Origin of the sequence: Bacteroides nordii, assembly GCF_019930665.1 — a bacterium.
GTDB classification, from domain to species: domain Bacteria; phylum Bacteroidota; class Bacteroidia; order Bacteroidales; family Bacteroidaceae; genus Bacteroides; species Bacteroides nordii.
This window is the reverse complement of the sequence record NZ_CP082886.1, coordinates 5,588,017-5,613,488: the sequence shown is the minus strand read 5'-3', so window position 1 is coordinate 5,613,488 and position 25,472 is coordinate 5,588,017. Positions and strand designations below refer to the sequence as shown.

Annotated in this window: 17 protein-coding genes and 3 pseudogenes; 3 read left to right on the top strand and 17 right to left on the bottom strand. The window is 39.7% G+C overall.

What is annotated here, in order from left to right:
• Nucleotides 1-2 precede the first annotated feature (2 nt).
• Nucleotides 3-352 (top strand): annotated as a pseudogene (locus K8P02_RS21525) (outer membrane beta-barrel protein); the annotation flags it as partial.
• A 271-nt stretch (nucleotides 353-623) separates the two neighbouring features.
• Here K8P02_RS21525 and K8P02_RS21520 read toward each other — a convergent pair.
• The 17 genes from K8P02_RS21520 to K8P02_RS21440 all read right to left on the bottom strand — a co-directional run bounded on the left by K8P02_RS21520 (nucleotide 624) and on the right by K8P02_RS21440 (nucleotide 22,738).
• Nucleotides 624-1,553, bottom strand: coding sequence for a hypothetical protein (locus K8P02_RS21520; RefSeq protein WP_025866818.1), 930 nt, complete (start codon nucleotides 1,551-1,553; stop codon nucleotides 624-626).
• 176 nt (nucleotides 1,554-1,729) lie between these two features.
• Entirely contained in the window at nucleotides 1,730-2,671 is a 942-nt protein-coding gene (locus tag K8P02_RS21515; protein ID WP_025866817.1) for a hypothetical protein, read from the bottom strand.
• A 293-nt stretch (nucleotides 2,672-2,964) separates the two neighbouring features.
• The gene (locus tag K8P02_RS21510; protein WP_025866816.1) at nucleotides 2,965-4,947 is read right to left on the bottom strand and encodes a hypothetical protein; all 1,983 of its coding nucleotides are present in this window, start codon (nucleotides 4,945-4,947) and stop codon (nucleotides 2,965-2,967) included.
• Between the two features lie 26 nt (nucleotides 4,948-4,973).
• Complete coding sequence (locus K8P02_RS21505) at nucleotides 4,974-5,975, bottom strand: T9SS type A sorting domain-containing protein (protein WP_025866815.1); 1,002 nt, start codon at nucleotides 5,973-5,975, stop codon at nucleotides 4,974-4,976.
• On the bottom strand, nucleotides 5,972-7,684 hold the full coding sequence (locus K8P02_RS21500; RefSeq protein ID WP_195348871.1) for a T9SS type A sorting domain-containing protein: 1,713 nt from the start codon (nucleotides 7,682-7,684) through the stop codon (nucleotides 5,972-5,974). The genes K8P02_RS21505 and K8P02_RS21500 overlap by 4 nt, the downstream gene beginning before the upstream one ends.
• Before the next feature lie 53 nt (nucleotides 7,685-7,737).
• Nucleotides 7,738-8,136: a DUF3244 domain-containing protein gene (locus K8P02_RS21495; RefSeq protein ID WP_025866814.1), complete on the bottom strand. Its 399-nt coding sequence runs from the start codon at nucleotides 8,134-8,136 to the stop codon at nucleotides 7,738-7,740.
• 140 nt (nucleotides 8,137-8,276) lie between these two features.
• On the bottom strand, nucleotides 8,277-9,968 hold the full coding sequence (locus K8P02_RS21490; protein WP_025866813.1) for a tetratricopeptide repeat protein: 1,692 nt from the start codon (nucleotides 9,966-9,968) through the stop codon (nucleotides 8,277-8,279).
• 27 nt (nucleotides 9,969-9,995) lie between these two features.
• On the bottom strand, nucleotides 9,996-11,696 hold the full coding sequence (locus K8P02_RS21485) for a T9SS type A sorting domain-containing protein (RefSeq protein ID WP_025866812.1): 1,701 nt from the start codon (nucleotides 11,694-11,696) through the stop codon (nucleotides 9,996-9,998).
• Between the two features lie 55 nt (nucleotides 11,697-11,751).
• The gene (locus K8P02_RS21480) at nucleotides 11,752-12,354 is read right to left on the bottom strand and encodes a T9SS type A sorting domain-containing protein (protein WP_025866811.1); all 603 of its coding nucleotides are present in this window, start codon (nucleotides 12,352-12,354) and stop codon (nucleotides 11,752-11,754) included.
• A gap of 402 nt (nucleotides 12,355-12,756) precedes the next feature.
• Complete coding sequence (locus tag K8P02_RS21475; RefSeq protein WP_025866810.1) at nucleotides 12,757-14,196, bottom strand: HAMP domain-containing sensor histidine kinase; 1,440 nt, start codon at nucleotides 14,194-14,196, stop codon at nucleotides 12,757-12,759.
• A 57-nt stretch (nucleotides 14,197-14,253) separates the two neighbouring features.
• The gene (locus K8P02_RS21470; protein ID WP_025866809.1) at nucleotides 14,254-15,381 is read right to left on the bottom strand and encodes a sensor protein KdpD; all 1,128 of its coding nucleotides are present in this window, start codon (nucleotides 15,379-15,381) and stop codon (nucleotides 14,254-14,256) included.
• Nucleotides 15,382-15,579: 198 nt separating this feature from the next.
• Entirely contained in the window at nucleotides 15,580-16,338 is a 759-nt protein-coding gene (locus K8P02_RS21465; RefSeq protein WP_025866808.1) for a TorF family putative porin, read from the bottom strand.
• Between the two features lie 12 nt (nucleotides 16,339-16,350).
• A complete protein-coding gene (locus K8P02_RS21460) occupies nucleotides 16,351-16,920 on the bottom strand; it encodes a K(+)-transporting ATPase subunit C (protein ID WP_025866807.1) in 570 nt (189 codons plus the stop codon).
• Between the two features lie 11 nt (nucleotides 16,921-16,931).
• Entirely contained in the window at nucleotides 16,932-18,980 is a 2,049-nt protein-coding gene (gene kdpB, locus K8P02_RS21455; RefSeq protein WP_223381814.1) for a potassium-transporting ATPase subunit KdpB, read from the bottom strand.
• A 9-nt stretch (nucleotides 18,981-18,989) separates the two neighbouring features.
• Nucleotides 18,990-20,696: a potassium-transporting ATPase subunit KdpA gene (gene kdpA / locus K8P02_RS21450; protein ID WP_025866806.1), complete on the bottom strand. Its 1,707-nt coding sequence runs from the start codon at nucleotides 20,694-20,696 to the stop codon at nucleotides 18,990-18,992.
• A gap of 7 nt (nucleotides 20,697-20,703) precedes the next feature.
• Nucleotides 20,704-20,784 carry a K(+)-transporting ATPase subunit F gene (kdpF, locus tag K8P02_RS21920; RefSeq protein ID WP_081504715.1) on the bottom strand — a complete coding sequence of 27 codons (81 nt, stop codon included), beginning with the start codon at nucleotides 20,782-20,784 and terminating at the stop codon, nucleotides 20,704-20,706.
• Nucleotides 20,785-21,394: 610 nt separating this feature from the next.
• Entirely contained in the window at nucleotides 21,395-22,738 is a 1,344-nt protein-coding gene (locus K8P02_RS21440) for a sigma-54-dependent transcriptional regulator (RefSeq protein WP_025866805.1), read from the bottom strand.
• 266 nt (nucleotides 22,739-23,004) lie between these two features.
• On the opposite strand from K8P02_RS21440, the pseudogene K8P02_RS21435 reads away from it, so the two are divergent.
• Both K8P02_RS21435 and K8P02_RS21915 read left to right on the top strand, forming a co-directional pair.
• Nucleotides 23,005-24,663 (top strand): annotated as a pseudogene (locus K8P02_RS21435) (FAD-dependent oxidoreductase); the annotation flags it as partial.
• 78 nt (nucleotides 24,664-24,741) lie between these two features.
• Nucleotides 24,742-25,464 (top strand): annotated as a pseudogene (locus tag K8P02_RS21915) (DsrE/DsrF/DrsH-like family protein); the annotation flags it as partial.
• Nucleotides 25,465-25,472: the final 8 nt, after the last annotated feature.

Below are 25,472 nucleotides of genomic sequence, written 5' to 3'. Positions count from 1 at the left end.
ATCGGCTTGCACCAGATGTAACCTTTTTCTTTCCTAAGGATAAAGTCACCGGATTAGATGTAAACGCAAATTTCCACTATGTATTTAACTTTAAAGAAGATGGCCAGGAGTTTTCCGTTTATCCCCTTGCCGGCATCGGTATGCAAAACAATTTTTATAAAAAAACAATGTTGAAATAAAAGGGAAAGAGATTGAAATAGATCGAAGCAACTCTACTAAATTTGCTTTCAATCTGGGAGGAGGAATCACTCTTCCACTTTCCGAACACAGTTATTTGAATGCCGAAGCCAAATTTATGTTTGCCAAAGATGATAACGTAGTAATCATGTTGGGTTACGGATATAAATTCTAAAAACGTAATCATGTAGTCAAAATGTAACGGGAATTATCCTAAATCCTGAATAATTCCCGTTTGGTATATAAACCACTTTACCATCGAAAAATACAATAAATCTATAAAGACATCACCGTACTTAATTATTAATTCGCAAAGTTATCAACAACGTTATCAACAGGTTATTCTAAAGTTATTAACAGCCTAAAACCTTCATTATCATATATTTGAAATCCATACACACAGTTTATCATAATTACAGATTCACAGACCTACCAACATACTCACCTCACTGCCCTTTCAGATACTTGATAGTCTTAAAAGGAATACCCTCTTTATTGCATAGCTGAAGTATATAAATCTCTTGATTAAGTTCTTTCAAATCATCCCAATTGGTTATTTGCATCATATATTTTCCTTCTTTCGTATATATGTTTATAACAGAAGCATTTACAAAATCGCTATGTATTGTTTGTATCCCTGTTATATCACTCTCCAAGGTTATAATAACCTCATCTTCGCCATACTCATTGTAAACATGAAGCCAAACCCATGCACAATCAAATGTATTAATACCACTTCGGCACACATGGGCAACAAGGGGTTCTTCAATCGTTTGTATTTCCAAGAAAGGTGAATATTCCTCTCTAACTCCAACTTCCAAAAAATCAGAACCAACATAGCGAACCGTAAAATCAATGCTGTATGCAGTATTCGTTTCATTTACCGTTTTTATGATTTCACTATAAGATATAATGTGAGGTTTCAAATCCAACATTATATTATATGAAGCTACTGACTCTTCCCCATCAATGAAACAACTAAATACAATCTTCCCACTAATGCAATGATCTGCATCTATATCATAGAGATCTTTACTCTCAACTATAGGGATCGTAAATATATCATTTTGGGATGTAGCAATGATGGTCTCTCCACCACCTTTCAAAGGCAAAGTATAAGTCCACTGCGGCTCACTAATAAAATGATCCGTGTTATTTTCAATGCTAAAGTTATAACTTTCATAAGCAGAAGCAAATCCATCCTCTTCAATTCTTCCACATACAATCTTCAAGCCCGATTGTTCTTGAATCTCTCTTCCAGTAGGCGACATCTCTGAAAGCTGGCTATTAATCGGCAAAGATTCTGTATCGTTCTTTTGCGCAAAGAGAGTACAACTAAGACTAATTAACAGCAGCATGATAATTCGTGCTTTCATACACTTTCCTTTTTAAATTTAGTTATTTGAATTTTAGAATTATATCATAATAATTAAACACCAGCAAGTTTATCAGGCATTCCCCCCAACCTTATGATTACAAAGACCTTAAGCTATGATTAAATATCCGACTACCCAACTGATATAAACACAAACTTACAAACAGATTCACCTCACTACCCTTTCAGATACTTGATAGTCTTAAAAGGAATACCCTCTTTATTGCATAGCTGAAGTATATAAATCTCTTGATTAAGTTCTTTCAAATCATCCCAATTGGTTATCTGCATCATATATTTTCCTTCTTTCGTATATATTTTTATGACAGAAGCATTTACAAAATCGCTATGTATTGTTTGTACCCCTGTTATATCAGAATCACCTATCAAGTTCTTCAACGTTATAGTAATCTCATCTTCGCCATACTCATTGTAAACATGAAGCCAAACCCATGCATAATTAAAAGCATTAATACTACTTCGGTACACATGGGCAACAAGGGGTTCTTCAATCGTTTGCATTATCAAAGAAGGCGAATATTCTTCTCTAACTCCAACTCTCAAAAAATCAGAACCTACATAGCGAACCGTAAAATCAATACTGTATGCAGTATTCGTTTCATTTACCGTTTTTATGATTTCACTATAAGATATAATGTGAGGTTTCAAATCCAACATTATATTATATGAAGCTACAGACTCTTCCCCATCAATGATACAACTAAATACGATCCGCCCACTAATGCAATGATCTGCATCTATATCATAGAGATCTTTACTCTCAACTATAGGGATCGTAAATATATCATTTTGGGATGTAGCAATGATGGTCTCTCCACCACTTTTCAAAGGCAAAGTATAAGTCCACTGCGGCTCACTAATAGAATGATTCGTGTTATTCTCAATGCTAAAGTTATAACTTTCATAAGCAGAAGCAAATCCATCCTCTTCAATTCTTTCACATACAATCTTCAAGCCCGATTGTTCTTGAATCTCTCTTCCAGTAGGCGACATCTCTGAAAGCTGGCTATTAATCGGCAAAGATTCTGTATCGTTCTTTTGCGCAAAGAGAGTGCAACTAAGATTAACTAACAGCAGCATGATAATTCGTGCTTTCATACACTATTTCCTCTTTTAAAAATTTAGTACTGGAAAAAAACGGTCGATCCCCCCACATCCATTCACTTTTTGTCATCATCTTCCATGTATCACAAAAATAGTAGTTTTTCTCATTCTTTCACCTTTTTAACTCAAGACATACAGCCGTATGTACTATTCTGTCTAAAATGGCATCTGCAAACATTTAATACATTGATTGAAAACATTTATAATTAAAGAGTCACTGAAAAGAATATTCTTCTCCCAATGACTCTCCGTTCATATAAATCCTCCCTCAAGAACTTTATAAGAACTTATTTTATGAATTTCGTATTATAGGATTTACCATCTTCGTCTGCAACCTGCAAGCCGTAAACACCTTTACCTAATGAGTTAATATCAATATTATTATCAAGAACTTTACCTTCTTGTACTATCATCGAGGAATTCAAATCCAAGACTTTATAATCTGTTATCAACTTATTGATATTTCTCTTACGGCTATTTCTCAGTTCTAAAGATATAACATTTTTATCTACGCGTGAGCTTAAAGTATACGTTGCCGGCACTAATGGGGACACAAGCAATTGTTCACTAATAGTTTCTCCATTCTTGTTCATCGCACGCAATCTAAAAGTTGTACTATACTCTTTATCAACCGATGCAATGAAATAGCCAGCTCTTATATCCTCAACATAGAAAGTAAATGGCACTGGAGATCCTTCTTCCAACTGTTCTACCAAGATACTTTCAGTCCCCTCCACATTCTGAAATGCAATTTTCACATCAGCATAATATTCATCATCCGAAGCTCTGGTTTGTGGCATTACTTTAGAGAATGCCAACTGAGGCTTCTGAGGAAGATAGTCCAAAAGGAAATAACGAGCAAACGTAGAAGCACCGGGAATAGCCTGCCCAGGAAAATAATAGTCTATGTCAATATGAAGCAACTTACAGCGTAAATGACCATCACTTGATCGAATATAGTCCAATGCTTTCACCGGATCTATTTCAGAAGTAGAGAACTCTAACTCAGGTATCATACGATATTCCTTTTTTAATAAATCCCATGTCCCATCCTTTCGTAAAATGGACAAACTCCATCCTAACAGTGGGTGGTTAAGTTCTATATTTAGTTCCGGATAATTCCGAAATTGACTTATGTAATTATAAACATCTTCATTAGATGATTGATCTACATAATTTGATCTTATAGAATTGCGAATAGGAACCTGGTTCACACCCTTATTTGCGTTTATTGTAAAAGACAATTGCTTGCCATACTCTTCTACTTCATCCGTAGATGTAGAGGCTATATTTCCTTGCCCACCTCCACCTCCTCCAACAGCAATATCAGTATACCAACCCATAGCTTTCAGAAAAGGTCTAAACCATTTACCAATATTACGTATAGAAGTTCCTCGCGGTAAATCCGGTTGCATCAATCGTGTTTCAGTATTTGCTTCATCAGCTTTGAAAAAAGACAAAGAACGTCCATTCTCAAATATAGAGGGAGAATACAAGCCATATGAGTCTCCGTAAGAATATTCGATGATTGCATTACCTGAAGTAGCGCGATTATATGCACTTATCGGATTATATTCTTGTGAAAAGATATCAAAATCTGGCGACAATACTTTTTCATCATATAAAAGAAGGGTTTGTTTTTTAAAATCAAGAATTTTATTTGTATTATCACCATGAGGACCAAAATAAAAACCGAATGTTTTACAAATTTCACGTAATACAATCGTTACAAAATCATATTTATCTTCTTCTACAGAGTCTAAAGAATAAGAAAAAATATCATTATCACTAAAAGTTATTATTCCATCAGGTTCATCAAAATAATCCAATGAAATTTTAATTCCATCAAGCCCATTATCTCTAAATCTATACTTTATTGTAGGTTTTACAACTCGTTCAAGAAGAGCAGCACCACCTGGAGACATATTACAAGTATCAGTACGAAGAGCCGTTTTAGCTATCACATTATTTCCTCTCAATTTACCAAATTTAGCCATTATTTTAAGCGGCAATACAGTAGGCATTTGCTCCTCTAAAAGCCGACAAGCGTATTCAAAAGCACTTTTTCTTTCCAAGTTTTGTTCCCATTCTTCACCTTCATACTGAACTTGAATAACCGTTCCACCTACAACTTCACGTACTATTGGTTTAGGAAAAGTTTCCTTACGAAAAAAATCAGCACCAAAGCTAATTGACTCAATCTCATCTTCTTGTGCATAAGAAAGGGTTGCTAATCCAAACACAAAAAATAATAGTAATAGTCTATTCATAATCCATGTTTTTTATAATTAATACATCATCTATTTTTTACCATTTTGAATGTTAACCTCTTTTTAGAGTAATTGTCTTTATATGAAACAAAATAAATACCTTCCACCAGATTTGAAACATCAATATTCCTCATTGGCATCCCAACATATTTTACAAGTCGTCCTTTAGAATCATAGATAGATACAGGGAAGATAGCATCCATACCCTCTTGTACGTATAATATATCCTTTGCTGGATTTGGATAAAATGGTACATTCTCCATTTTAATAGTCGGAATGGATGTAGCTACTTTGGAATTCCACAAAGTATCTTTGCATTCAACCATTCCACTATAGTTAACTGCCCAAAATCTAAAACAGCGATCTCCATCATAAAACTCCAGAAGCCCCACTCCCTTCTCAGCGTCAATATTAGGCTCAAAATAAGAGGACAACATATTCCCCGTAAAAGAAGCATCTTGCTCAACTATATATACATACTTAGTTCTACAGGAATTAATCTGTATTGTTATATACCCATCTTCATAAATATTCCATTGTTCATCATAATCACTCCAAGTAATATCCAGTACTTTTATTTTAGGTACAGAAGGAAGCACATTTATATAAAAGATCTTATCAAGTTGTATCTTTCGTCCCTGATATTCCCCCTCAAAAGTTATTTTCCCTTGAAAATAAACAGAGCTATCATTCTCTACAGTATATCTTTTATATTCAGGTCCAGAATATTCATATGCCGACGAATCTATAATAATTCCATAATCTATAGAAGTAGCGTTCTTTATAATTACATAATTTCCTTGCTGTGCTTCAACACCAAAGCTCCATTTACAAACATCAGGAACTATATTCTCCCCGAACTTATCCACTACATGAAAAGCACAACTATCATCAAGTAATAAAGCACCGTATTTATCCAAAGATACATTATCCAACTTTACCACTGTACCTGAAAGGGCATAATCAGTTTGGGCATAGATATTAAGAGAACAAACAAAAGCCAACGTTAAAACAGAAAGTATTCTCATCGATATATCTTTTTAGTTACTACCTCTCCATCTGCATATGTAATCATCATGATATATATCCCTTTCGATAAATGATTAACATCCTCATAGTCTTTTGTTTGAAGAATAATTCTCCCTTGTATATCTCGTACTTCCATATATACAATATTTGAGTTAGCTATAGGATTTCTTATCTGAGTAGAATTATTCATTAAATTCAATTGACTTGGAATTTCAACAGTATAATATGCTTTTCCTATTTTATTACTTATCCTCAAATCAACCCAAGACGTTCCTATCATATAAATGTATTCAAAACGAAGATGGACGATATACGGAATATAAAAAAAATGAGTATCAACTATATCACTATACTCTTCAGATTTTTCCACATAAAGATAATCTGCTCCAGTATAGATAACTGTTAAATCAAGATTATAAAACTTTGATCCAGGAATTGGAGTTATAGCATCCACTTTCACCGATATAAAAGTTGGTTTAGTAGCAAGGTAAACATAAAACACTTTAAACATTTTCGTCCCATTAACTGTAGCACTCAAACTTATCCTACCTTTAATATCACCATTAATATTTCTATAATATTTTGTTAAATCATCGACTTTATCTATACTAAATTCTGAAGATTTTCCTACTTTAATAGAATCAAACATCATCTCATTGTTCAGCAATTCATACTTCCACGAATAATCTGTAATATTTCCGGAAGTTGTTTCTGCATGAAAGCCATAACTTTGAAAAGCAGAAGCCATTCCTGTAGCATCTATATTTGCTGCTATAATTTTCAGACTATTTTCCGGTTCTCTCCAACCAATCGTTTTAAGAACTTCTAATGTCTTTTCATCTATTTGTTGATTTTTATCTCCGATTCGCACATCATATGACATCAAATCACCTTCCGTATCAAAATAGCTCAAATAATTATAACCTTGAAACTCAGGTGAAGCATATAATTTTAAATTATTATTATCAGGAGTTTTATAATAGACATTATCACCTTTTACAAACGAAATAAGCTCCTGGCTCGTACGTCCATTATTGGGCATCTCATTTAAACGTACATTATTAGAATTAACAACCAAATTATCAAAGGGAGAGAAATATTTTCTCGTAAAAAAAACAATTCCTTTTGTAGAGTTATTAACAACAGAAGATCCAAATCCCAACGACATAGCAATAGCGCGCAACATTGCCGTTGTCAGATTTTTCTTATTCGTAACTTCTCCACTAAAACTATAATCCCAATCTACATCATCATTGATTTGAATTATGGCATCTTCCTCTCCAGTCCGCTTTCCATCAATTAAGAAATTTATAAAATAACTTTGAGGATATGCCTCATTGGTCCCCGACAATAAAGTGTATTTTACCTGAGCAGCAAAATCAGCAGCTTCCACTCCCATCCTTTCTCTCTCAAACCTTAGAATTATCTTTTTAGGAATATATAGTTTCTCCTCCCACAGTTGTGCGGCAGCCCTTATGCAACATTGCATTTCCTCACTCATTCCACCTCCGAACTGCACTTCAATAACTCCTCCAAAATCACTACTCAAGCGTTCTGTACGTAATAAACAAGGTTTTATTGTCTGCGCACTTACAGGAGAAGTATCCAGACGTCCTTCAAATACAAGAATTGTATCTTGTTGAGCCATCACTAAACCTATGCCTTGCAGAGTCAAAAGGCTGACTAAAATCAATAAATATTTTTTCATCGCGTCAAGTATTAGCAGAAATCATTTTTTATTGTAATCAAAATAGGAGCTATTTATTTTACTTCAAACACACCGTAAATATATCCTCCATACGAATTTGTTAGTTCTAACAAATAGACTCCAGGAAAGTAATCCTCAACAGAAATACTATATTTCTTAGGATTATTAATCAGAAGAGAATGAGAATATACAACCTGATTAGCTTTGGAAATAGTTATCGAGACATCACCTGCAAATTCCTGAAACTCGAGAGAAATAATAGAATTTTCAAGAGATGCAGTTACAGGTATAAAAGGCATGGAACGATGACCTTTATCTTCACTATCATCACCTTTCCAATGACCAGTAAAAGAAATTTGCCCCCATGGCGAAATAAAATCATCGCCATTCTCATGTGCAACAACTGTACAACTAAGACAAACTAACAATAGTAGGACAATCCGTGCTTTCATTTTCTGTTGTTTTTATGTTTCTGTTACACAAAAGTAGAACATTGGGTTCAATGAACAAAAAATAAGGCATGGACTAAATTTCAGCATATATATATCTACAAATCAATAAAATAGATATCAAACAACTTAAAATAAGTGGACTATTTGAGTTTATCACTCTGACATTTGTGCAAAAAATCTTCTACAGATTCATCTTTTGCTAACTTTAAACGCTCCTTTAAACGCATCTTAGCTTTAAATATCGTATGATTATCTTTACTATCAAAGAGAATCTTCAATTCTCTTGTAGTAAATCCTAAAAACAGAAATGTTAAAAGTTTAATATCATGCTTTGTTAATTGACTACATTCTCTCTTCAACTTGATCAGAGAGTTGCTATAAAGACAATTCACTAAATCAAATATTTTATCCCACTCTTCAGGAGTTAGTTTTTCTACAAGTACCTCCCCACTCTTTAGCATCTTAATCAATGTACTAACATCAATTTTACTACGCAATTTCTCATTTTCTGTGATCAATACTTTCATTTTTCGGGACAACTCTTCTACCTTACACTGTACACTTGTTTCATTCTTCTGTTGTTTATACGCTCCGATTTCATTCTGATAAGAGGCTATTTGCTTATTATTTTTTTCAATAACCTTTCTGGTTTGTATAACTTCTAATTTTGCACGCCCATATCTTGCATAGAAAAAATATACTATCCCAGAAAACAAAATCACAACAATCAGATAAATAATATGTAAGACCCTCTTCTCTAATTTACCCCGTAACACTTCGGTTTCAAATTCTTCCTTTTGGTATTTAGCCTGAAGCTGTACCAACGCTTCTCGTTTTCTATCATTTTCAGCTATATATAATAAGGAGTCCGATCGTCCTTTCAAAATGAGAGCTTGCTCATAATCATGATCAGCTTTAGCCAATTTTGCTAAGCATTCATAAGCTTCAGAACTGGTGAATAGATTATCACTATCCAAACAAAGTTTCAAGTACTTCTCTGCATCTTGTTTTCGCCCCATCATCTGATACAAACGTCCTAATGACATATAATGAAGCACAAACATATCTTTATCAGGCTCTTCATCGAGAATCCTCAGAAAAACCTTTTCAGCCTTTAAATATTGCTTTTCAAAACAATACATCTTTCCCAATATCTTGGAACCATTGATTTTTAACCGGACAGGATTATTCGTAAGTAATTGTAAACTTGTCATAACACACTGGTAGACACTATCCATCTCTTGCTTTAAGAAAAAAGAAGTTCCCATTGTCTGATAGGCGTAGGCCACGCCCAATGTGTCTTTCGCCTGATAATAATAGGAAATGGCTTGGTGGCAGCAGTGAATAGCTTCATCATAAAGTGATTGATCGCGATAAAAAAACGACATATCTGCAAGCATCAATCCCATTATCTTATGCTCTTTCGTCTCTTTCAAAACTCGCCGGGCTTCCCAATAGACTTTCATAGCCCGCGTGGTTTCCCGTTTTCCTTGAAGTACACGTCCATAATAATACAATGCTTTACCATATTTACTTTTATCCTTTTTCTTCTTGAAATAATCGATAGCAAAAGTAATAGAAGAGTCAGCAGACATATCCATATAATTCTTATCGCGTGCTTGAGTCAGTAACAACACATAATCTGCACGTTCCTGACCTGACAACTTATCGGGACAAGATATTTTCCTTAATAGATTTAATGCACTATCAGGGTATACTTCCATACACTGCTCCGCTTGCCGAAGAGTTACTATAACCTCTTCTGGTGCAGAGGAACAAGCAACGAAAGCTGCAATGAGAAAAGACAAAAAGAAAATGCGATTATATTTCATTCGTAAAAATGATTAAAAGTGAAGGTTTTACGGGCAGATCTTCTTCGTTACTACTTTTCCATCTGAATAGGTAATCGTCACAATATACATTCCTATCGATAGATGATTAACAGCCTCATAATTTTCTGTTTGAAGGAGAAGCCTTCCTTGCATATCCCTTACTTCAACTTGTGAAATGCTTGATTCTGCTGTGACTTCTATGATCGGATCGGGATTCAGCTGACTCGGTATTTCTACCATATAATACGCTTTTCCCACCTTGTTTTTTAATTCTATCTCAACCCAAGCCATTCCTATCATATAAACACCTTCAAAATGTAATTTAGTAAGATAAGGTTCATAGACATAAGCACTTTCTCCAAAACTACTATTTTCCTCTGTTTTAAAAGCATAAAGAAAATCAGTACCTGTATATATTAGCGCTATATCAAGATTATAAAATCGTTTTTGAGGAATTGGAGTTATAGCTACTTTCACCGATACAAAAGTAGGTTCGGTAGCAAAATACACATAGAATGTTTCAGACTTCTTTTTCCCATCGGCAGTAGTAGCAGTCAAACTGATCTTACCCTTAATATCTGCATTGATATTCTTATTATACTTCGTTACATCATCTATCTCATCTATACTGAAATCAGAAGAATCTCCTGTTTTGATAGTGACAAAATTCATTTCGTTATCCAGTAGTTCATACTTCCATGAATAATTCGCTATACTGCCTGAAGTGGTTTCGGCATGAAAATTATAGCTTTGAGAAGAAGAAGCAATACCCGTATCATCAATGCCTTCTGCTATTATCCTTAAATTACTTTCAGGTTCCTCCCAGCCAATTGTTCTGAGAACTCCCAATACTATCTCATCTATTTGCTGAATCTTATCTCCTGTCCTGGTATTGTATGACATCAAGTCACCATCAAAATATAGATAATTCAAGTAATTATAACCTTGGAACCTGCGAGAAGTATACAACCTGAAGCTTTCATTAGCAGACGTTTTACAATAAACACGCTCTTCCGACACAAATGAAGAAAGTTCCTGGCTTGCAACTCCATTATTCGGCATTTCATTCAGACGGACATTATTGGAATCAACAATCAGATTATCAAAAGGAGAGAAACATCCCTCTATAGAAAAGATAATGCCATGTGATACATCATTTACAACCGATGAACCAAAGCCTAACGAGATGGCAATGGCACGTAACATGGCTGTTGTGAAATTCTTCTTATCCACAGCCTTTCCGTTAAAACTATACTCCCAATCCGTGTCTTCATTAATCAGGATAATAGCATCCTCGTCATATACACGTTCGTCATCAGTTAAGAAATTCTGATAATAACTATTGGGATATGTTGTTTTCGCATCGGGGAATGACGTATATCTCACCTGAGCCTGAAAATCGGCAGCTTCTGCTCCCAACTCTTTTTTCTCAAACTTCAAAACTACATTTTCAGGAATATATAACTTTTCTTCCCAGAGTAGAGCGGCGGCCTTTATACAATGCTGCATTTCATCATCTATTCCGGCTCCACATACTACTTTAATCACTCCTCCAAAATCACTACTCAAACGTTCTGTTCGAGGCAAACAAGGTTTCATGATTTGCGATCCCCATGGAGTAGTATTCATATGTCCTTCGAATACTAAAATTGTATCTTGCTGAGCCATAGTTAAACCTATGCTCTGTAGTGTCAACAAACCAACCAAAACTAACAAACATTTTTTCATAGTTTTAAATATTAGAAGAAATAAACAATATTCAGTACCAGAACAATAAATGTCCTCATCGACAAATCTTCCTCGTTACTACTTTTCCATCCGAATAAGTAATCGTCACGATATACATTCCTCTCGATAGACGATTAATATTCTCATAATTTTCAGTTTGAAGAACAAGCCTTCCTTGCATATCCCTTACTTCAACCTGTGAAATACTTGATTCCATTGTTACTTCTTCTATGGAATCAGGTTTCATCTGATTGGGAATTTCAACTGTATAAGACGTTGTTCCCACATTGTTCTTTAATTCTAAAACGACCCAGACTCTTCCACCCTTGTAAATATTTTCAAAGTGAAGATGAACGATGTACGGTTCTTGATAAGAACGCGATCTAATTGCAATGCTGAACTCTTCATAGAGTTCTGCATAAAGAGATTCAGCACCACGAAATTCGGCTGTTAGGTCAAGATTATAAAAATTTGATCCGGGAATTGGAGTGATGGCATCTACAGTCACGGAGATAAAGACTGGTTTATCCGTCTCTTCCAAAGCAGTTGACCGAAATTCCTCTGATGTATTTAAATCACCTTTCATGTCACGAGACATCACAAAGCTTGTGCCCTGTAGTGTCAACAAACAAACCAAAATCAATAAATATTTTTTCATAGCTTTAAATATTAGTAAATAAGGAAACTCTATCACAACGATAACAGAAGCAGTTTGCTTCACTCCCAGACATCAATCATAAGTATATCCTCCTAATATTCCTATGATACAGAATAGCATAACATGAAAGTTACAACATAAGGCAATCTATAATTATGCCTCACTTGTAACTAAGTAAGATATCAAACTTTACAAAAGTAATAAAAATTAAAAGGAACGAGTCTTTTATCTTTGAATAATATGTAATTTTTTAAGTCAGAACAAACAGAATAATATAAGTTTCAAAGAGTTTCAATACGTTGAGAAAAGATTCTCAATATATAGAGAAAAAATTCTCAACGTATTGAGAAAAGATTCTCAATGCATTGAAACTATTTTCTCAATACATTGAAACAAACTGTATCATGCTTTCAACCGAATAACAAACCGACTACCTTTGCCCAACTCGCTCTCTACAGTCAACGTGCCGCCATGTGCTTCTACGAAATCTTTAGAGATGGAGAGTCCCAGGCCACTGCCTTGCACTTTAGTGCCGGGTACACGAAAATAGCGGTCAAAAATGCTCTGATGATAACGAGGATCGATACCTTTACCAAAATCCTGTACATAAAGCTCTATCTGGTCACCTTCTTGCTGAGCACCAATAACCACACGTCCGTTCTCTCTTGAATAACGAATGGCATTACTTAGCAGATTGGTAAGTACCCAGGCTATTTTTTCACTATCTACAAACAATTTGCCGATCTTCTCTTCCGGGTATTCCACTTCAATCTGTATATTGAACTTATCGGCCTGAACCTGGTTGGCCTTGATAGCATATTCAATCAGTTCAATGGGCTTCGTGATCTTAGGCATCATCTGGAGTTTTCCGGCTTCTACCTGAGTCATATTCAGCAGTTCGCCGGTAATCTCCAACAGGCGCTGGCTACTGTCTTTAATGCTCTTAGACAGCTGTTCCTGCTCTTCATTCAACGTACCCACACGTTTATCTTCCAGTAGTTGAAGGCTCATCATGATAGCAGAAATAGGAGTCTTCAACTCATGGGAAATGGTAGAGATAAATGTGGTTTTAGCTGAATCCAGCTCTTTAAATTCGGTGATATTCTTCAGAAGGATAACATCGCCCAACTTATGAGGTTCGTCTTTATCGGCATTGGTATTGTTGATAGGGATATAGGCAGCCTTGAAATAGCTCTCTTTATTATCTGCATAAATTTTCAATGGTTCTTTCTTATCGCCGGGGCTAACGAGTTCGCGAATCAAGCGACGGAGAAGGTCATTCTTCAAAGAAAGCTCTTCGGCAGATTGGCGGATCACGTTTTCTCTTTTCAAATTGAGCACATTCAGTGCCTCGTTGTTGATGAAAAGAATTTCACGCTCGGTATTCAATCCGATAATAGGCTCATTGATACTATTGACAATGGCTTCCAGAAACTTTTTGGCTGAAAGGATATCGGCAAGCGTACTGGCCCGATACTCAGTGAGACGTTCTGCCATACGATTAAAACTATCAGCAACTTCCCTGAATTCTTCACTGCTTTTCATATCAAGGCGCTTTTCGTAGTTATGATTGGCTATTTCAAGAATACCTTGTTTAAGCTCAAGAATAGGTCTACTAATGGAACGCGGTAACCAAAAAAGCAGAACCAGACCTGTGAGTACACAAATACCTCCTGTAACAGAGATCCATAATAAAGCCCGTTCGAGGGCAGGCAGTGCAGCAGGACTGTCGGGGTCCGTAGCAGTCAGTAGCTGTAGGTTGACAACAGATAGAGTTACCAATAAAATAATCATTCCGGCCAGTATCCCGATTCCGAAAAGCAATTTCGTTTTTATATTCATGATTTAAAGAAGTTTTTTAGTTTGTGAGTTCGTGAGTTCTTTAGTTTACTTACAAACTCATTCCACTGCAAGTATAATCAAATCTACGTTTGCTTGTGCCAGATTTGCCAAAAACTTTTTATAGGCGAACACTGCACAAAGGGCATTCGAGACACGTAAGCGGGGGCTTCCCATACAGATAGTTGTTATCTGCCTCTCACGACACGTCCGGACAATGCTTCCAAGTACATCCTTCGACTGTACCTGAACAACTTCTCCCCCCAACTCAGCTACCAATTTAAAATGATTTAATAAATGACGTTGGCTGGCAAGATCTATCCGGTCCATACTCTCACGGGGCGTCTGCACATAAAGGGCAACAAAGGTGGTATTGTAACGGGTGGCCAGACGGGCTGCTTTACGGATAATACGCCGGGGCGTCTTTTCATGGCTGCTAATACAAGCCATAAACTTTTCATGCCGGACACCCATACTCATTACAACTTCGTTCTCTACTTTTTTTTCTACACGCAACGCTACCTCTTTCAGAGCGAGTTCGCGTAACTGAAGGATATTCTCCGTTTTAAAGAAGTTATTCAAAGCTACCTGAATTTTATCCGGACGATATATCTTTCCGGCTTTCAAACGGGTTATCAGTTCCTCGGCGGTAAGGTCGATATTCACCACTTCATCTGCCTCTTGTAACACACTATCGGGAACACGTTCTTTTATTTCGATGCCGCAAATGTCCTGCACTTCTTCGTTTACACTCTCGATATGCTGAATGTTAATGGCAGAGATTACATTAATACCCTCATCGAGCAGTGTCAGTACATCCTGCCAACGTTTCTCGTTCAAACTACCTTCAACATTGGTATGTGCCAACTCATCTACAATCACGATTTCCGGGTGGATACGGATGATGGTTTCAAGGTCCATCTCTTCCAGTTCTTTCCCTTTATAAAAAATCTTCCGCCGCGGAATCAGCGGCAAGCCCTCTATGAGTGCCTCTGTCCCGGCACGCCCATGTGTTTCGATGTATCCTATCTGCACATCTACCCCGTTATCGAGTAAATCATGTGCTTCCTGAAGCATACGATAGCTCTTACCCACACCGGCAATCATCCCGATATAGACTTTAAATTTTCCCCGGCGTGACTTCTTTATCAGATCCAGGAAATGCTGTACACTCTCTTCTCTATCCATACTTCTATATATCTATTTTTCAACCCCATAAAGCTGTGTCAAAAGTCTAAAAAAGCTATCAAGCTGCAATTCAATAATGCGGATTAACGCAAATTATCGCAGATTTAATTTAATCTTTGCGTTAATTTGCGTTTTAATAATAACGAGTTTTACTTTTTACACATCCTCAAGATACTAATTAGTTATGCCAGAGTTTAGTTAGAGTTTTAAAGTAATGCCGAAAACCAAATGGGCATCTTCCATACGTGGATTCCAGATGGCTTGTGCAAAAACCGGCAGGGAAAACCGATCACTAAACCGGATGGCAGTTGTTCCTTTCAAAGCAATATTGGTCACTGCAAAACCATTGCAATTATACTGAGGAGCAGTGTAGGGAACAATGCCACACGTTACATTCAGATCTACTGTCTTCACACTGAACGGATAGTTGAGTTCCATATAAGAGGAATAATTCTGTTTCATTTCTCCCCGGTCATTCTCCTTTTTATCCTGTCCGGCAAACATCGTGTACCAGGCAATTGAAAGCGGAAACTTTTCAACCGGCAGCGTATAAGCCAATCCTGCTTCAAAGTGATGTGCTGTTTCATGGCTTTTGAATTTAAAATAATTACCCGTCCCTTGCCCGGGCCACCAAAGGTCTGCCACTGAAAGGGTCAGTCCTGTACTTCCAAAAGCATAAGCAGCGGTCAGGTCTATTTCTTTATTCGCTCTTCCTTCTGAGGCCTGACAACCATCGAAATCGGTTGATCCCCAGGCCGTCAATGAAAAGCCACCGATAGTAAAGCCTAAGGTTGGCTGGATACTGGTTCCGGTCTGATACATTCCACGCCATACATATGAACTGACTAAGTCGCCCTGTACGGTAAATTCCTGTGCCTGTGTGTTGGTGGTTGCCATTAAGCAACCAACTACAGCTACCAATGAACCTAAAAATACTTTCTTACTAAAAACCTTCATATACTACAATGTTTATTTTGCTTTTTCCAAAGCAATGTTCAGTTTCAATACATTCACTTTCTCTGTTCCAAAAAGTCCTAATAAGGGCTTTTCTATCGTTTTGTCGACAATCTCTTTTACCTGTTCCTCATGCATCCCACGTGCCTGTGCCACTCTTTTCACCTGTACATAAGCACAAGTAGGGGTGATATCCGGATCGAGTCCCGATCCACTGGCAGTTACCATCTCGGCAGGAACCTCACTACGGTTCAGGTAGGGATGATGAACGAGGAAGGTGTCAATGCGGGCTTCCAGTTCAGCCAGATATTCGGGATTCGTAGGCCCTTTGTTACTACCGGAAGAACTCGTAGCGTCATAGCCATCTCCGGCACAGGAAGGACGACCCCAGAAATAAATATCTTTTGTGAAATTCTGCCCCACATTGGCAGCACCTACCACCTTACCATCCAATGTTGCCACTTCGGCATTTCCTTTATTCGGTCCTGCCACCTGTGCAAAAAGCCATAGAATAAGGACATAAAACACTGCAAAGAATACGCAGAACGCAAGCGTTATTTTAAATGATTTCAATAAAGTTTTCATCGTCATATTATTTAAAAGAATAAACTTACTACCAAATCGATCAACTTAATCCCGATGAAAGGTACAATTACCCCTCCCAATCCGTATATCAGCAGATTACGGCGAAGCAGTGCACTGGCACCTATCGGTTTGTACTGTACTCCCTTCAAAGCAAGTGGAATCAGGATCGGAATAATGATAGCATTGAAAATTACAGCCGACAGAATAGCACTCTCCGGACTATGCAAGCCCATGATATTGAGCGCTGCCAACTCGGGGATAGCCACCATAAACAAAGCAGGTACAATTGCAAAGTATTTGGCTACGTCGTTGGCTATCGAGAATGTGGTCAGTGTACCGCGTGTCATCAGTAGCTGTTTACCGATCTCCACAATCTCAATCAGCTTGGTAGGATCATTGTCAAGGTCTACCATATTACCGGCTTCTTTGGCCGCCTGTGTACCACTATTCATTGCTACGCCCACATTGGCTTGTGCCAGTGCAGGAGCATCATTCGTTCCGTCGCCCATCATCGCCACCAGTTTGCCGGCTTCCTGTTCTCTCCGGATGTATTCCATTTTATCCTCCGGTTTGGCTTCGGCTATGAAATCGTCTACTCCCGCCTTTTCTGCAATATATTTGGCAGTCAACGGATTGTCTCCGGTCACCATAACGGTTTTCACTCCCATCTTACGCAGGCGTTCAAAACGCTCCTGAATGCCCGGTTTGATGATGTCCTGCAACTCTATCACCCCGGTAACCCGCTGATTGACGCATACCACCAGCGGTGTCCCCCCATTGCCGGAAATAGCTGCAATAGTCTCTTCCACTTCCTTCGGAAAGGTGTTCCCGGCCTTTTCTGCAATCCGGCGGATAGCGTCAAATGCCCCTTTGCGAATCTGGGTACCATCGGACAGATCAACGCCCGAACATTTCGTTTCGGCAGTAAACTTAATCATGCGCGCACCGGTTGTGTTCAGGTTCCGCATTCGCATCCCCGACTCACGTCCCAACTCTACAATCGATTTACCTTCGGGAGTTTCATCGGATAGAGAGGCCAGCAGGCAGGCTTCCACAAACGCATGTTCATCTACTCCCGGTGCCGTATGGAATTTGGTCGCTTTACGGTTACCAATGGTTATCGTACCTGTTTTATCCAATAGCAGCGTATCAATGTCTCCGGCTGTCTCAACGGCTTTACCGGATTTAGTAATCACGTTGGCACGCAACGCACGGTCCATACCGGCAATGCCAATGGCAGAAAGTAATCCTCCGATAGTAGTCGGAATGAGGCAGACAAATAGTGAAAGAATGGCAGCAATAGAAATGGTTGTGCCCGGATGATCAATGTTAGTATAATCGGCAAAAGGAATCAGTGTGATACAAACAATCACAAATACCAGCGTAAAACCTGCCAGCAAGATAGTCAAGGCAATTTCATTCGGCGTTTTCTTTCGGCTGGCACCTTCTACGAGGGCAATCATCTTATCAAGAAAACTCTCACCCGGTTGCTGAGTCACCAATACTTTAATGTTATCCGAGAGTACCTTCGTTCCGCCCGTCACCGAGCTTTTGTCTCCTCCGGCTTCTCTGATAACGGGTGCTGATTCTCCCGTTATAGCACTCTCGTCGATGGAAGCTAATCCTTCAATGATCTCACCGTCGGCAGGAATCGTATCTCCGGCTTCACAAACAAAGACATCTCCTTTCTTTAGCTTTGAACTGCTCACGGTCTGAAGTTTCTCACCTGTCATCAATTTTGCAGGAGTCTCTTCACGCGTCTTACGCAAACTATCTGCCTGTGCTTTGCCCCGTGCTTCGGCAATGGCCTCGGCAAAATTGGCAAACAACAAAGTGGCAAACAGAATAACGAATACCAGCAGATTGTATCCGAATGAACCGTAATGATCTCTACTCAGGGAGAGGATGGTAACCACCAGCATAATAACCGTTACTATCTCCACTGTAAACATAATCGGATTCATCATCATCGTTCGTGGATTCAACTTCACGAATGATTGCTTTAAACTCTCTATGACTTGCTCCTTTTGAAATAAAGAAGCCGATTTATTCTTTTTCATACTCTTTACTTATAGACTAAAATGTTCAGCAATCGTACTCAAGGCGTGTACCGGGAAGAATGACAAAGCAGCGACGATAAAAATAACTGCAAACGTCATGACGCCGAAAGTTGCTGTATCTGTTTTCAATGTGCCGGCGCTCTCGGGGATAAACTTCTTCTGAGCCAGCAAACCCGCAATAGCTACTTGCCCGATGATAGGAATGAAACGACTGAGAATAAGTACAATACCGCAGGAATAGTTCCAGAAATAAGTATTATCACCCAAGCCTTCAAAACCGGAACCGTTGTTGGCAGCCGAAGAGGTAAACTCATAAAGCTGTTCGCTCAGTCCATGGAAACTGGGATTATTGAGCCAACCTCCTTCACTCGCCACAAAATCCGGATGATGTGTATACAAATAGCTGGACAGAGCTGTACCAACAAGAATCACGAACGGATGGAGCAGAGCCACAATGGTAGCTATTTTCATTTCACGGGCCTCTACCTTCTTTCCCAGAAATTCCGGGGTACGTCCCACCATTAATCCGCTGATAAATACAGCTATTATGATAAAGGTGTAATAGTTCATCCATCCCACACCAACACCACCAAACCAGGTGTTTATCTGCATGTTCAGCATCTCGACCAACCCACTAAGCGGCATAGTAGAGTCGTGCATACTATTTACCGATCCGTTGGAAGTCACCGTAGTTGTCACGCTCCACAGAGCACCGGAGGCTGAGCCGATACGTACTTCTTTTCCTTCCATGGCTCCACCGGACTGGGCAATTCCCATTTCGTCGATACGCGGATTACCACCCATTTCCTGGCTTACGTTGATAAAGACTCCTACCAGATAGGCTGCCAGCATAACTCCAAATATGCTATATGCCAGTTTCTTACGTTTAATGTAGAATCCAAAGGCAAAGACCATTGCCATAGGAATAATCAGGATAGACCAGCATTCTACCACATTGCTCAGGAAAGTAGGATTCTCCAGGGGATGTGAAGAGTTGACTCCAAAATACCCTCCACCATTCGTACCCAGCTGCTTGATCGGTACGATAGCTGCCGTAGGCCCTTGCGAAACCATTTGCTCCTGTCCTTCCAGTGTGGTTACTTTCATCTTACCGTCAAATCCCATTGGCGTACCCTGTAAAATAAGGATAAAGCCCACAATCAATGAAAGCGGCAACAGGATACGTGTACAACTCACTACCAGCAGTTGCCAGAAGTTACCAATTGTTTTCGTGGTTTTAGCAGCCATCGCCTTCATCATACCCGCCATAGCAGCCATACCGGTTGCAGCAGTTATAAACTGGAAGAGCATAATTACGAACAACTGCGTAAAGTAAGTCAGCCCGCTTTCGCCGCTATAGTGCTGCAAGTTGCAGTTGACCATAAAACTAATACAGGTATTGAATGCCTGATCGGGTGTTTGCGGTCCGTTCCCATCAGGGTTTAAAGGAAGCCATCCCTGAGAAATCAAAAGCACCATTCCCCAGAAGAACCAGAATGCATTCAGAATCAATAATGATTTGAGGAATTGTTTCCAGTTCATCTCTTCCTGCGGACGGATGCCGCATACTTTATAAATTATTCTCTCAACAGGAGCCATGAAGTCCGACCAGCTCTTCTCTCCTTTATAAACCTTAGCGATGTACTTTCCTAACGGATAGGCAAGTACCACCATCAGGATCACCTGTAAAACTACACCTAAAATTTCTGTATTCATTGCTTCATTAAAATTTTTCCGGTTTGATGAGTACGTACATCAGATAACCGAAGATTGCGATACCTATCACAAATAGTATTGTATACATAAATCTAATTCTCCCTTTCTTTAAATCTTCTCAAACCAATCCACACATTTCCAAAAGAGCCAGAAGCAGGCAAAGCCGCTCAAGAGGCAGAAAATAAATGATACTGTAATTCCCATGTTTTTACCTTGTTTTAATTGTTACTAATAGTTTTTACCTGATTTACGATGTGCCAATTGCGTGCCAAAAGCGGAAAGAAAGTAATAAAACAATAAGTATCAACAGATTATATCACAAAGCATTTAAAAGAAGAAACAGCGCTACCCTTCCATTTTGAAAAGGATTGCACTGTTTTGAAAGAATGGAAAGCGTTGTTCCATTAAAGGGTTCGTCAGGGATGTCGTAGACAAACCTATCGAAGCTCGTAGAGGAGCGTTGTTTTACATGTACATGTAAAGCTGTACGACATGTGCATGTCGTGCTGCTCCACATGTGCATGTCATGCTGCGTTACATGTACATGTAAAACAACGTTCCCCGGTGAGAAAAACAACGCTCCTCTACGAGATAAGGAAAGTATCCCGGTGAGTAAACACACGAAGAAAGGTGAGAGTGGCATGCCCTGCCAACGCAGCCCAATTGGCACATTGGCACATCAACATATTGCCACATTATTATAGTTTATATTCCTCGATTTTACGATACAACGTGGTAAGTCCTATTTTAAGCAGACGGGCCGCTTCTGTTTTGTTCCCTTTGGTATACTCCAACACACGGGCAATATGCCGGCGCTCCATGGCAGATAATTCAAAACTCCCCGGTACAGCCTCGTCAGACTGCTCATAATGGCAATTCTGTATTTCCAGTGGAAGATCGCATACATCCAGGCACTCTCCATCGCATACAATAAGGCTACGCTCTATCACGTTACGCAGTTCGCGTATATTTCCCTTCCACATTTGCTGGCAGAGTGCTGCAAGATATGCCGGAGACATCCCGGTCACCGGATGGGAGAGCTTTTCGGAGAAACTACGCACAAAAGCCTCAGCAAGAATTCTGATATCTCCCGCTCTTTCGCGGAGGGATGGCAAGTGTACCTGGAAAACCGAAAGACGATAGAATAAATCTTCCCGGAAGCGTCCGGCAGCAATTTCCTCCGGTAAATTCCGGTTAGTGGCAGCAATGATCCGGACATTCACCCGGGTGGGTTTCGTATCACCTATCTTTATATATTCGCCGGTTTCGAGAATACGGAGTAACTTGGCCTGTAATTCAAAAGCCATTTCCCCCATTTCATCCAAAAAAATAGTTCCGTTGTTTGCCTCTTCAAAAAGCCCTTTCTTATCTTTCAATGCCCCGGTGAATGATCCGGCCCTATGACCAAACATTTCACTTTCCAGCAAATCTTTGCTGAACGAAGAACAATTGACGGCCACGAAGTTCTGCTTGCCACGCTTACTGTTATAGTGTATAGCTTGTGCAAAAACCTCTTTACCTGTTCCTGTTTCTCCGGTCAATAACACCGGCACATCAGTCACAGAAACCTTCCGGGCCAACTGAACAGCCTCTTTCAACGGTTTCGATTCACCCAGAATAGACTCGAAGGAGTACATCTGCCCCACCTTCTTTTCCAGTTTTTCAAGGCGAACATTCATGCGTGCTTTCTCTACAGCCCTGCTGATAAGAGGGATAATCTTATTGTTATCATCTCCTTTGGTGATATAATCGAATGCACCATTCTTGATGGCCTGTACGCCATCCGGGATATTTCCATGAGCTGTCAACAGGATTACCTCCGTATTGGGAGCCGCCTTTTTGATAGTTACTACCAAGTCTACACCATTCCCATCGGGAAGAAATACATCACACAAAGCTACATCGGGGGAGTGAAGCTCCAGTTGTTTTAAAGCCGATTTGCAGTCTCCGGCCTGGCACACTTCATAACCTTCTAATTCCATCATTCGCGCCAACAGGCTACGAATCTGGGTTTCATCATCGATAATAAGAATCTTACTCATGATTTCATAAGAGCGGTAAAAACAGGGTGCGCAAATATACAGCTTTTCAACAGACTGCCAAAGATTTTGGTATACCATTTGATTTCCATTTTCCTTTCATTTTGAAAGAAACCTCCATCGTTTCGAATGATAAACCAAAAGCCCTCAATGATGTATTATTCGCCCCCGGATACCTAAAATAGACTTTTTTTCCAACCATCGGTGAACTTTATCTATTTCTTTTGCGTTATTATTTCCAAAGGAAACTATTTACAAGAAAAAGAAACATGAAGATTATTATCATCGGAGGCGTAGCAGGAGGAGCAACCACTGCCGCCCGAATCAGAAGAATGGACGAGACAGCAGAGATTATTCTCCTTGAAAAAGGAAAGTACATATCCTATGCCAACTGTGGGCTACCCTATTATATAGGAGGGGTAATCGCCGAACGGGAGAAACTCTTTGTGCAAACCCCGGAGGCTTTTTCCGTACGTTTTCGTGTAGACGTACGTACAGAGAACGAGGTCATTTTCATTGACCGGAAAAGAAAGACCGTAACCGTGCGTCTCAGTAGTGAAGACACGTACGAAGAGAGTTACGACAAGCTATTGATCTCTACCGGAGCTACTCCCGTTAAACCTCCATTGCCGGGCATTGACTCTGAGGGAATTTTCACATTACGCAATGTGAAAGATACGGACCGGATAAAAGAGTATGCCAACCAGCACGCTCCCCGGAGAGCCGTAGTAATCGGTGCCGGATTCATCGGACTGGAAATGGCAGAAAACCTGCATGCACTGGGAGCCAAAGTATCTATTGTAGAGATGGCCAACCAGGTGATGACTCCCATAGACTTCTCTATGGCATCGCTCGTACATCAACACCTGATGGATAAAGGGGTAAACTTGTATCTGGAACAGGCAGTAGCTTCTTTTGAGAAGACAGGCAGAGAGATAAAGGTTGTTTTCAAAGACGGACAATCCATACCCGCAGATATTGTAATACTCTCCATCGGAGTACGCCCGGAAACAACGCTGGCACGTGCTGCCGGACTGACTATCGGAGAAGCCGGAGGTATCTCGGTCAATGACTACCTGCAAACTTCGGACGAATCGATTTATGCGATCGGAGATGCCATTGAATATCGCCACCCGATAACCGGAAAACCCTGGTTGAACTATCTCGCCGGTCCTGCCAACAGACAGGGACGTATTGTTGCTGACAATATACTGGGAGCTAAAATCAGTTATGAGGGTGCTATCGGTACTTCTATCGCCAAAGTTTTCGATCTGACCGTAGCTACTACCGGCTTACCGGGCAAACGGCTGAGGCAAGCTGAAATAGCCTATGCTTCTTCTACTACCCACTCGTCTTCGCATGCAAGTTATTATCCGGACGCTACGCAGATGAGTATCAAGATTACATTCGATAAGGAAACAGGAAAACTATACGGTGCACAGATTGTGGGTTATGACGGGGTGGACAAACGCATCGATGAATTTGCCCTGGTCATCAAGCATCAAGGCACCATCTACGACCTGATGAAACTGGAACAGGCCTATGCTCCTCCTTTCTCATCCGCCAAAGATCCGGTAGCCATTGCCGGTTATGTGGCAGAAGATATCCTGACAGGAACCGTAAAACCGGTTTACTGGCGCGACTTGCGTGACATTCGCCTGGAACATGAGTTTCTGCTGGATGTACGCACACCGGATGAATTCTCTCTGGGTTCATTGCCGGGAGCCATCAACATCCCACTGGACGAGATACGCGACCGCATAGATGAAATACCCAAAGATAAGCCGGTCTATGTGTTCTGCGCTGTAGGACTGAGAGGTTATCTCGCCTATCGCATACTCGTTCAGCACGGATACGATAAAGTCCGCAATCTGTCCGGCGGATTGAAAATATACAAAGCGGCCACTGCCCCGATCATCAGGAATGAGGGGGGTGATACTCCTGCCAGTAGGAAAGAGAGTGCGACACCCGTGTCCATTCAGGAAGAACCTGCCGTTCCTTCACGCACCGTTCAGGTAGACGCCTGTGGTATGCAATGCCCCGGCCCTATTCTGAAAATGAAAAAGACAATGGATACGCTTGTACCGGGTGAGCGCGTACAAATAACCTCCACTGATCCCGGCTTTGCCCGTGATGCAGCCGCCTGGTGTAACTCCACCGGAAACAAGCTGATATCCAAAGAGAGTGCTGCCGGAAAATCAATCATCGTTATCGAGAAAGAAGAACCCAAGGCTTGTAGTATAGTGACATCCTGTGAAGGTAAAGGAAAAACATTTATCATGTTCAGTGACGATCTTGATAAGGCATTAGCTACCTTTGTACTGGCGAACGGTGCAGCAGCAACCGGACAGAAGGTAACTATATTCTTCACTTTCTGGGGACTGAACGTCATCAAGCGTCTCAGTAAGCCTAAAGTAGAAAAAGATATCTTCGGAAAGATGTTTGGCATGATGCTGCCTTCGAGTTCCCTGAAGCTGAAACTGTCTAAAATGAGCATGGGTGGCATAGGTGGCAAAATGATGCGCTACATTATGCACAGCAAAGGGATCGACTCGCTGGAATCTCTTCGTCGTCAGGCATTGGAAAATGGTGTGGAGTTTATTGCCTGCCAGATGTCAATGGATGTAATGGGCGTGAAGAAAGAAGAGTTGCTGGATGAAGTTACAATTGGCGGCGTAGCCACCTACATGGAGCGTGCAGACAATGCTAACATCAACTTGTTTATATAAGTAAGAAC

Bases quoted from the DNA above. Each gene is read 5' to 3' on its own strand.
- K8P02_RS21465 (WP_025866808.1), bottom strand. From the start codon at position 16,338: ATGAAGGTTTTTAGTAAGAAAGTATTTTTAGGTTCATTGGTAGCTGTA.
- K8P02_RS21470 (WP_025866809.1), bottom strand. From the start codon at position 15,381: ATGGATAGAGAAGAGAGTGTACAGCATTTCCTGGATCTGATAAAGAAG.
- K8P02_RS21475 (WP_025866810.1), bottom strand. From the start codon at position 14,196: ATGAATATAAAAACGAAATTGCTTTTCGGAATCGGGATACTGGCCGGA.
- K8P02_RS21515 (WP_025866817.1), bottom strand. From the start codon at position 2,671: ATGAAAGCACGAATTATCATGCTGCTGTTAGTTAATCTTAGTTGCACT.
- K8P02_RS21495 (WP_025866814.1), bottom strand. From the start codon at position 8,136: ATGAAAGCACGGATTGTCCTACTATTGTTAGTTTGTCTTAGTTGTACA.
- kdpA (WP_025866806.1), bottom strand. From the start codon at position 20,696: ATGAATACAGAAATTTTAGGTGTAGTTTTACAGGTGATCCTGATGGTG.
- K8P02_RS21505 (WP_025866815.1), bottom strand. From the start codon at position 5,975: ATGAGAATACTTTCTGTTTTAACGTTGGCTTTTGTTTGTTCTCTTAAT.
- kdpF (WP_081504715.1), bottom strand. From the start codon at position 20,784: ATGTATACAATACTATTTGTGATAGGTATCGCAATCTTCGGTTATCTG.
- K8P02_RS21500 (WP_195348871.1), bottom strand. From the start codon at position 7,684: ATGAAAAAATATTTATTGATTTTAGTCAGCCTTTTGACTCTGCAAGGC.
- K8P02_RS21490 (WP_025866813.1), bottom strand. From the start codon at position 9,968: ATGAAATATAATCGCATTTTCTTTTTGTCTTTTCTCATTGCAGCTTTC.
- K8P02_RS21485 (WP_025866812.1), bottom strand. From the start codon at position 11,696: ATGAAAAAATGTTTGTTAGTTTTGGTTGGTTTGTTGACACTACAGAGC.
- K8P02_RS21520 (WP_025866818.1), bottom strand. From the start codon at position 1,553: ATGAAAGCACGAATTATCATGCTGCTGTTAATTAGTCTTAGTTGTACT.
- kdpB (WP_223381814.1), bottom strand. From the start codon at position 18,980: ATGAAAAAGAATAAATCGGCTTCTTTATTTCAAAAGGAGCAAGTCATA.
- K8P02_RS21480 (WP_025866811.1), bottom strand. From the start codon at position 12,354: ATGAAAAAATATTTATTGATTTTGGTTTGTTTGTTGACACTACAGGGC.
- K8P02_RS21510 (WP_025866816.1), bottom strand. From the start codon at position 4,947: ATGAATAGACTATTACTATTATTTTTTGTGTTTGGATTAGCAACCCTT.
- K8P02_RS21440 (WP_025866805.1), bottom strand. From the start codon at position 22,738: ATGAGTAAGATTCTTATTATCGATGATGAAACCCAGATTCGTAGCCTG.
- K8P02_RS21460 (WP_025866807.1), bottom strand. From the start codon at position 16,920: ATGAAAACTTTATTGAAATCATTTAAAATAACGCTTGCGTTCTGCGTA.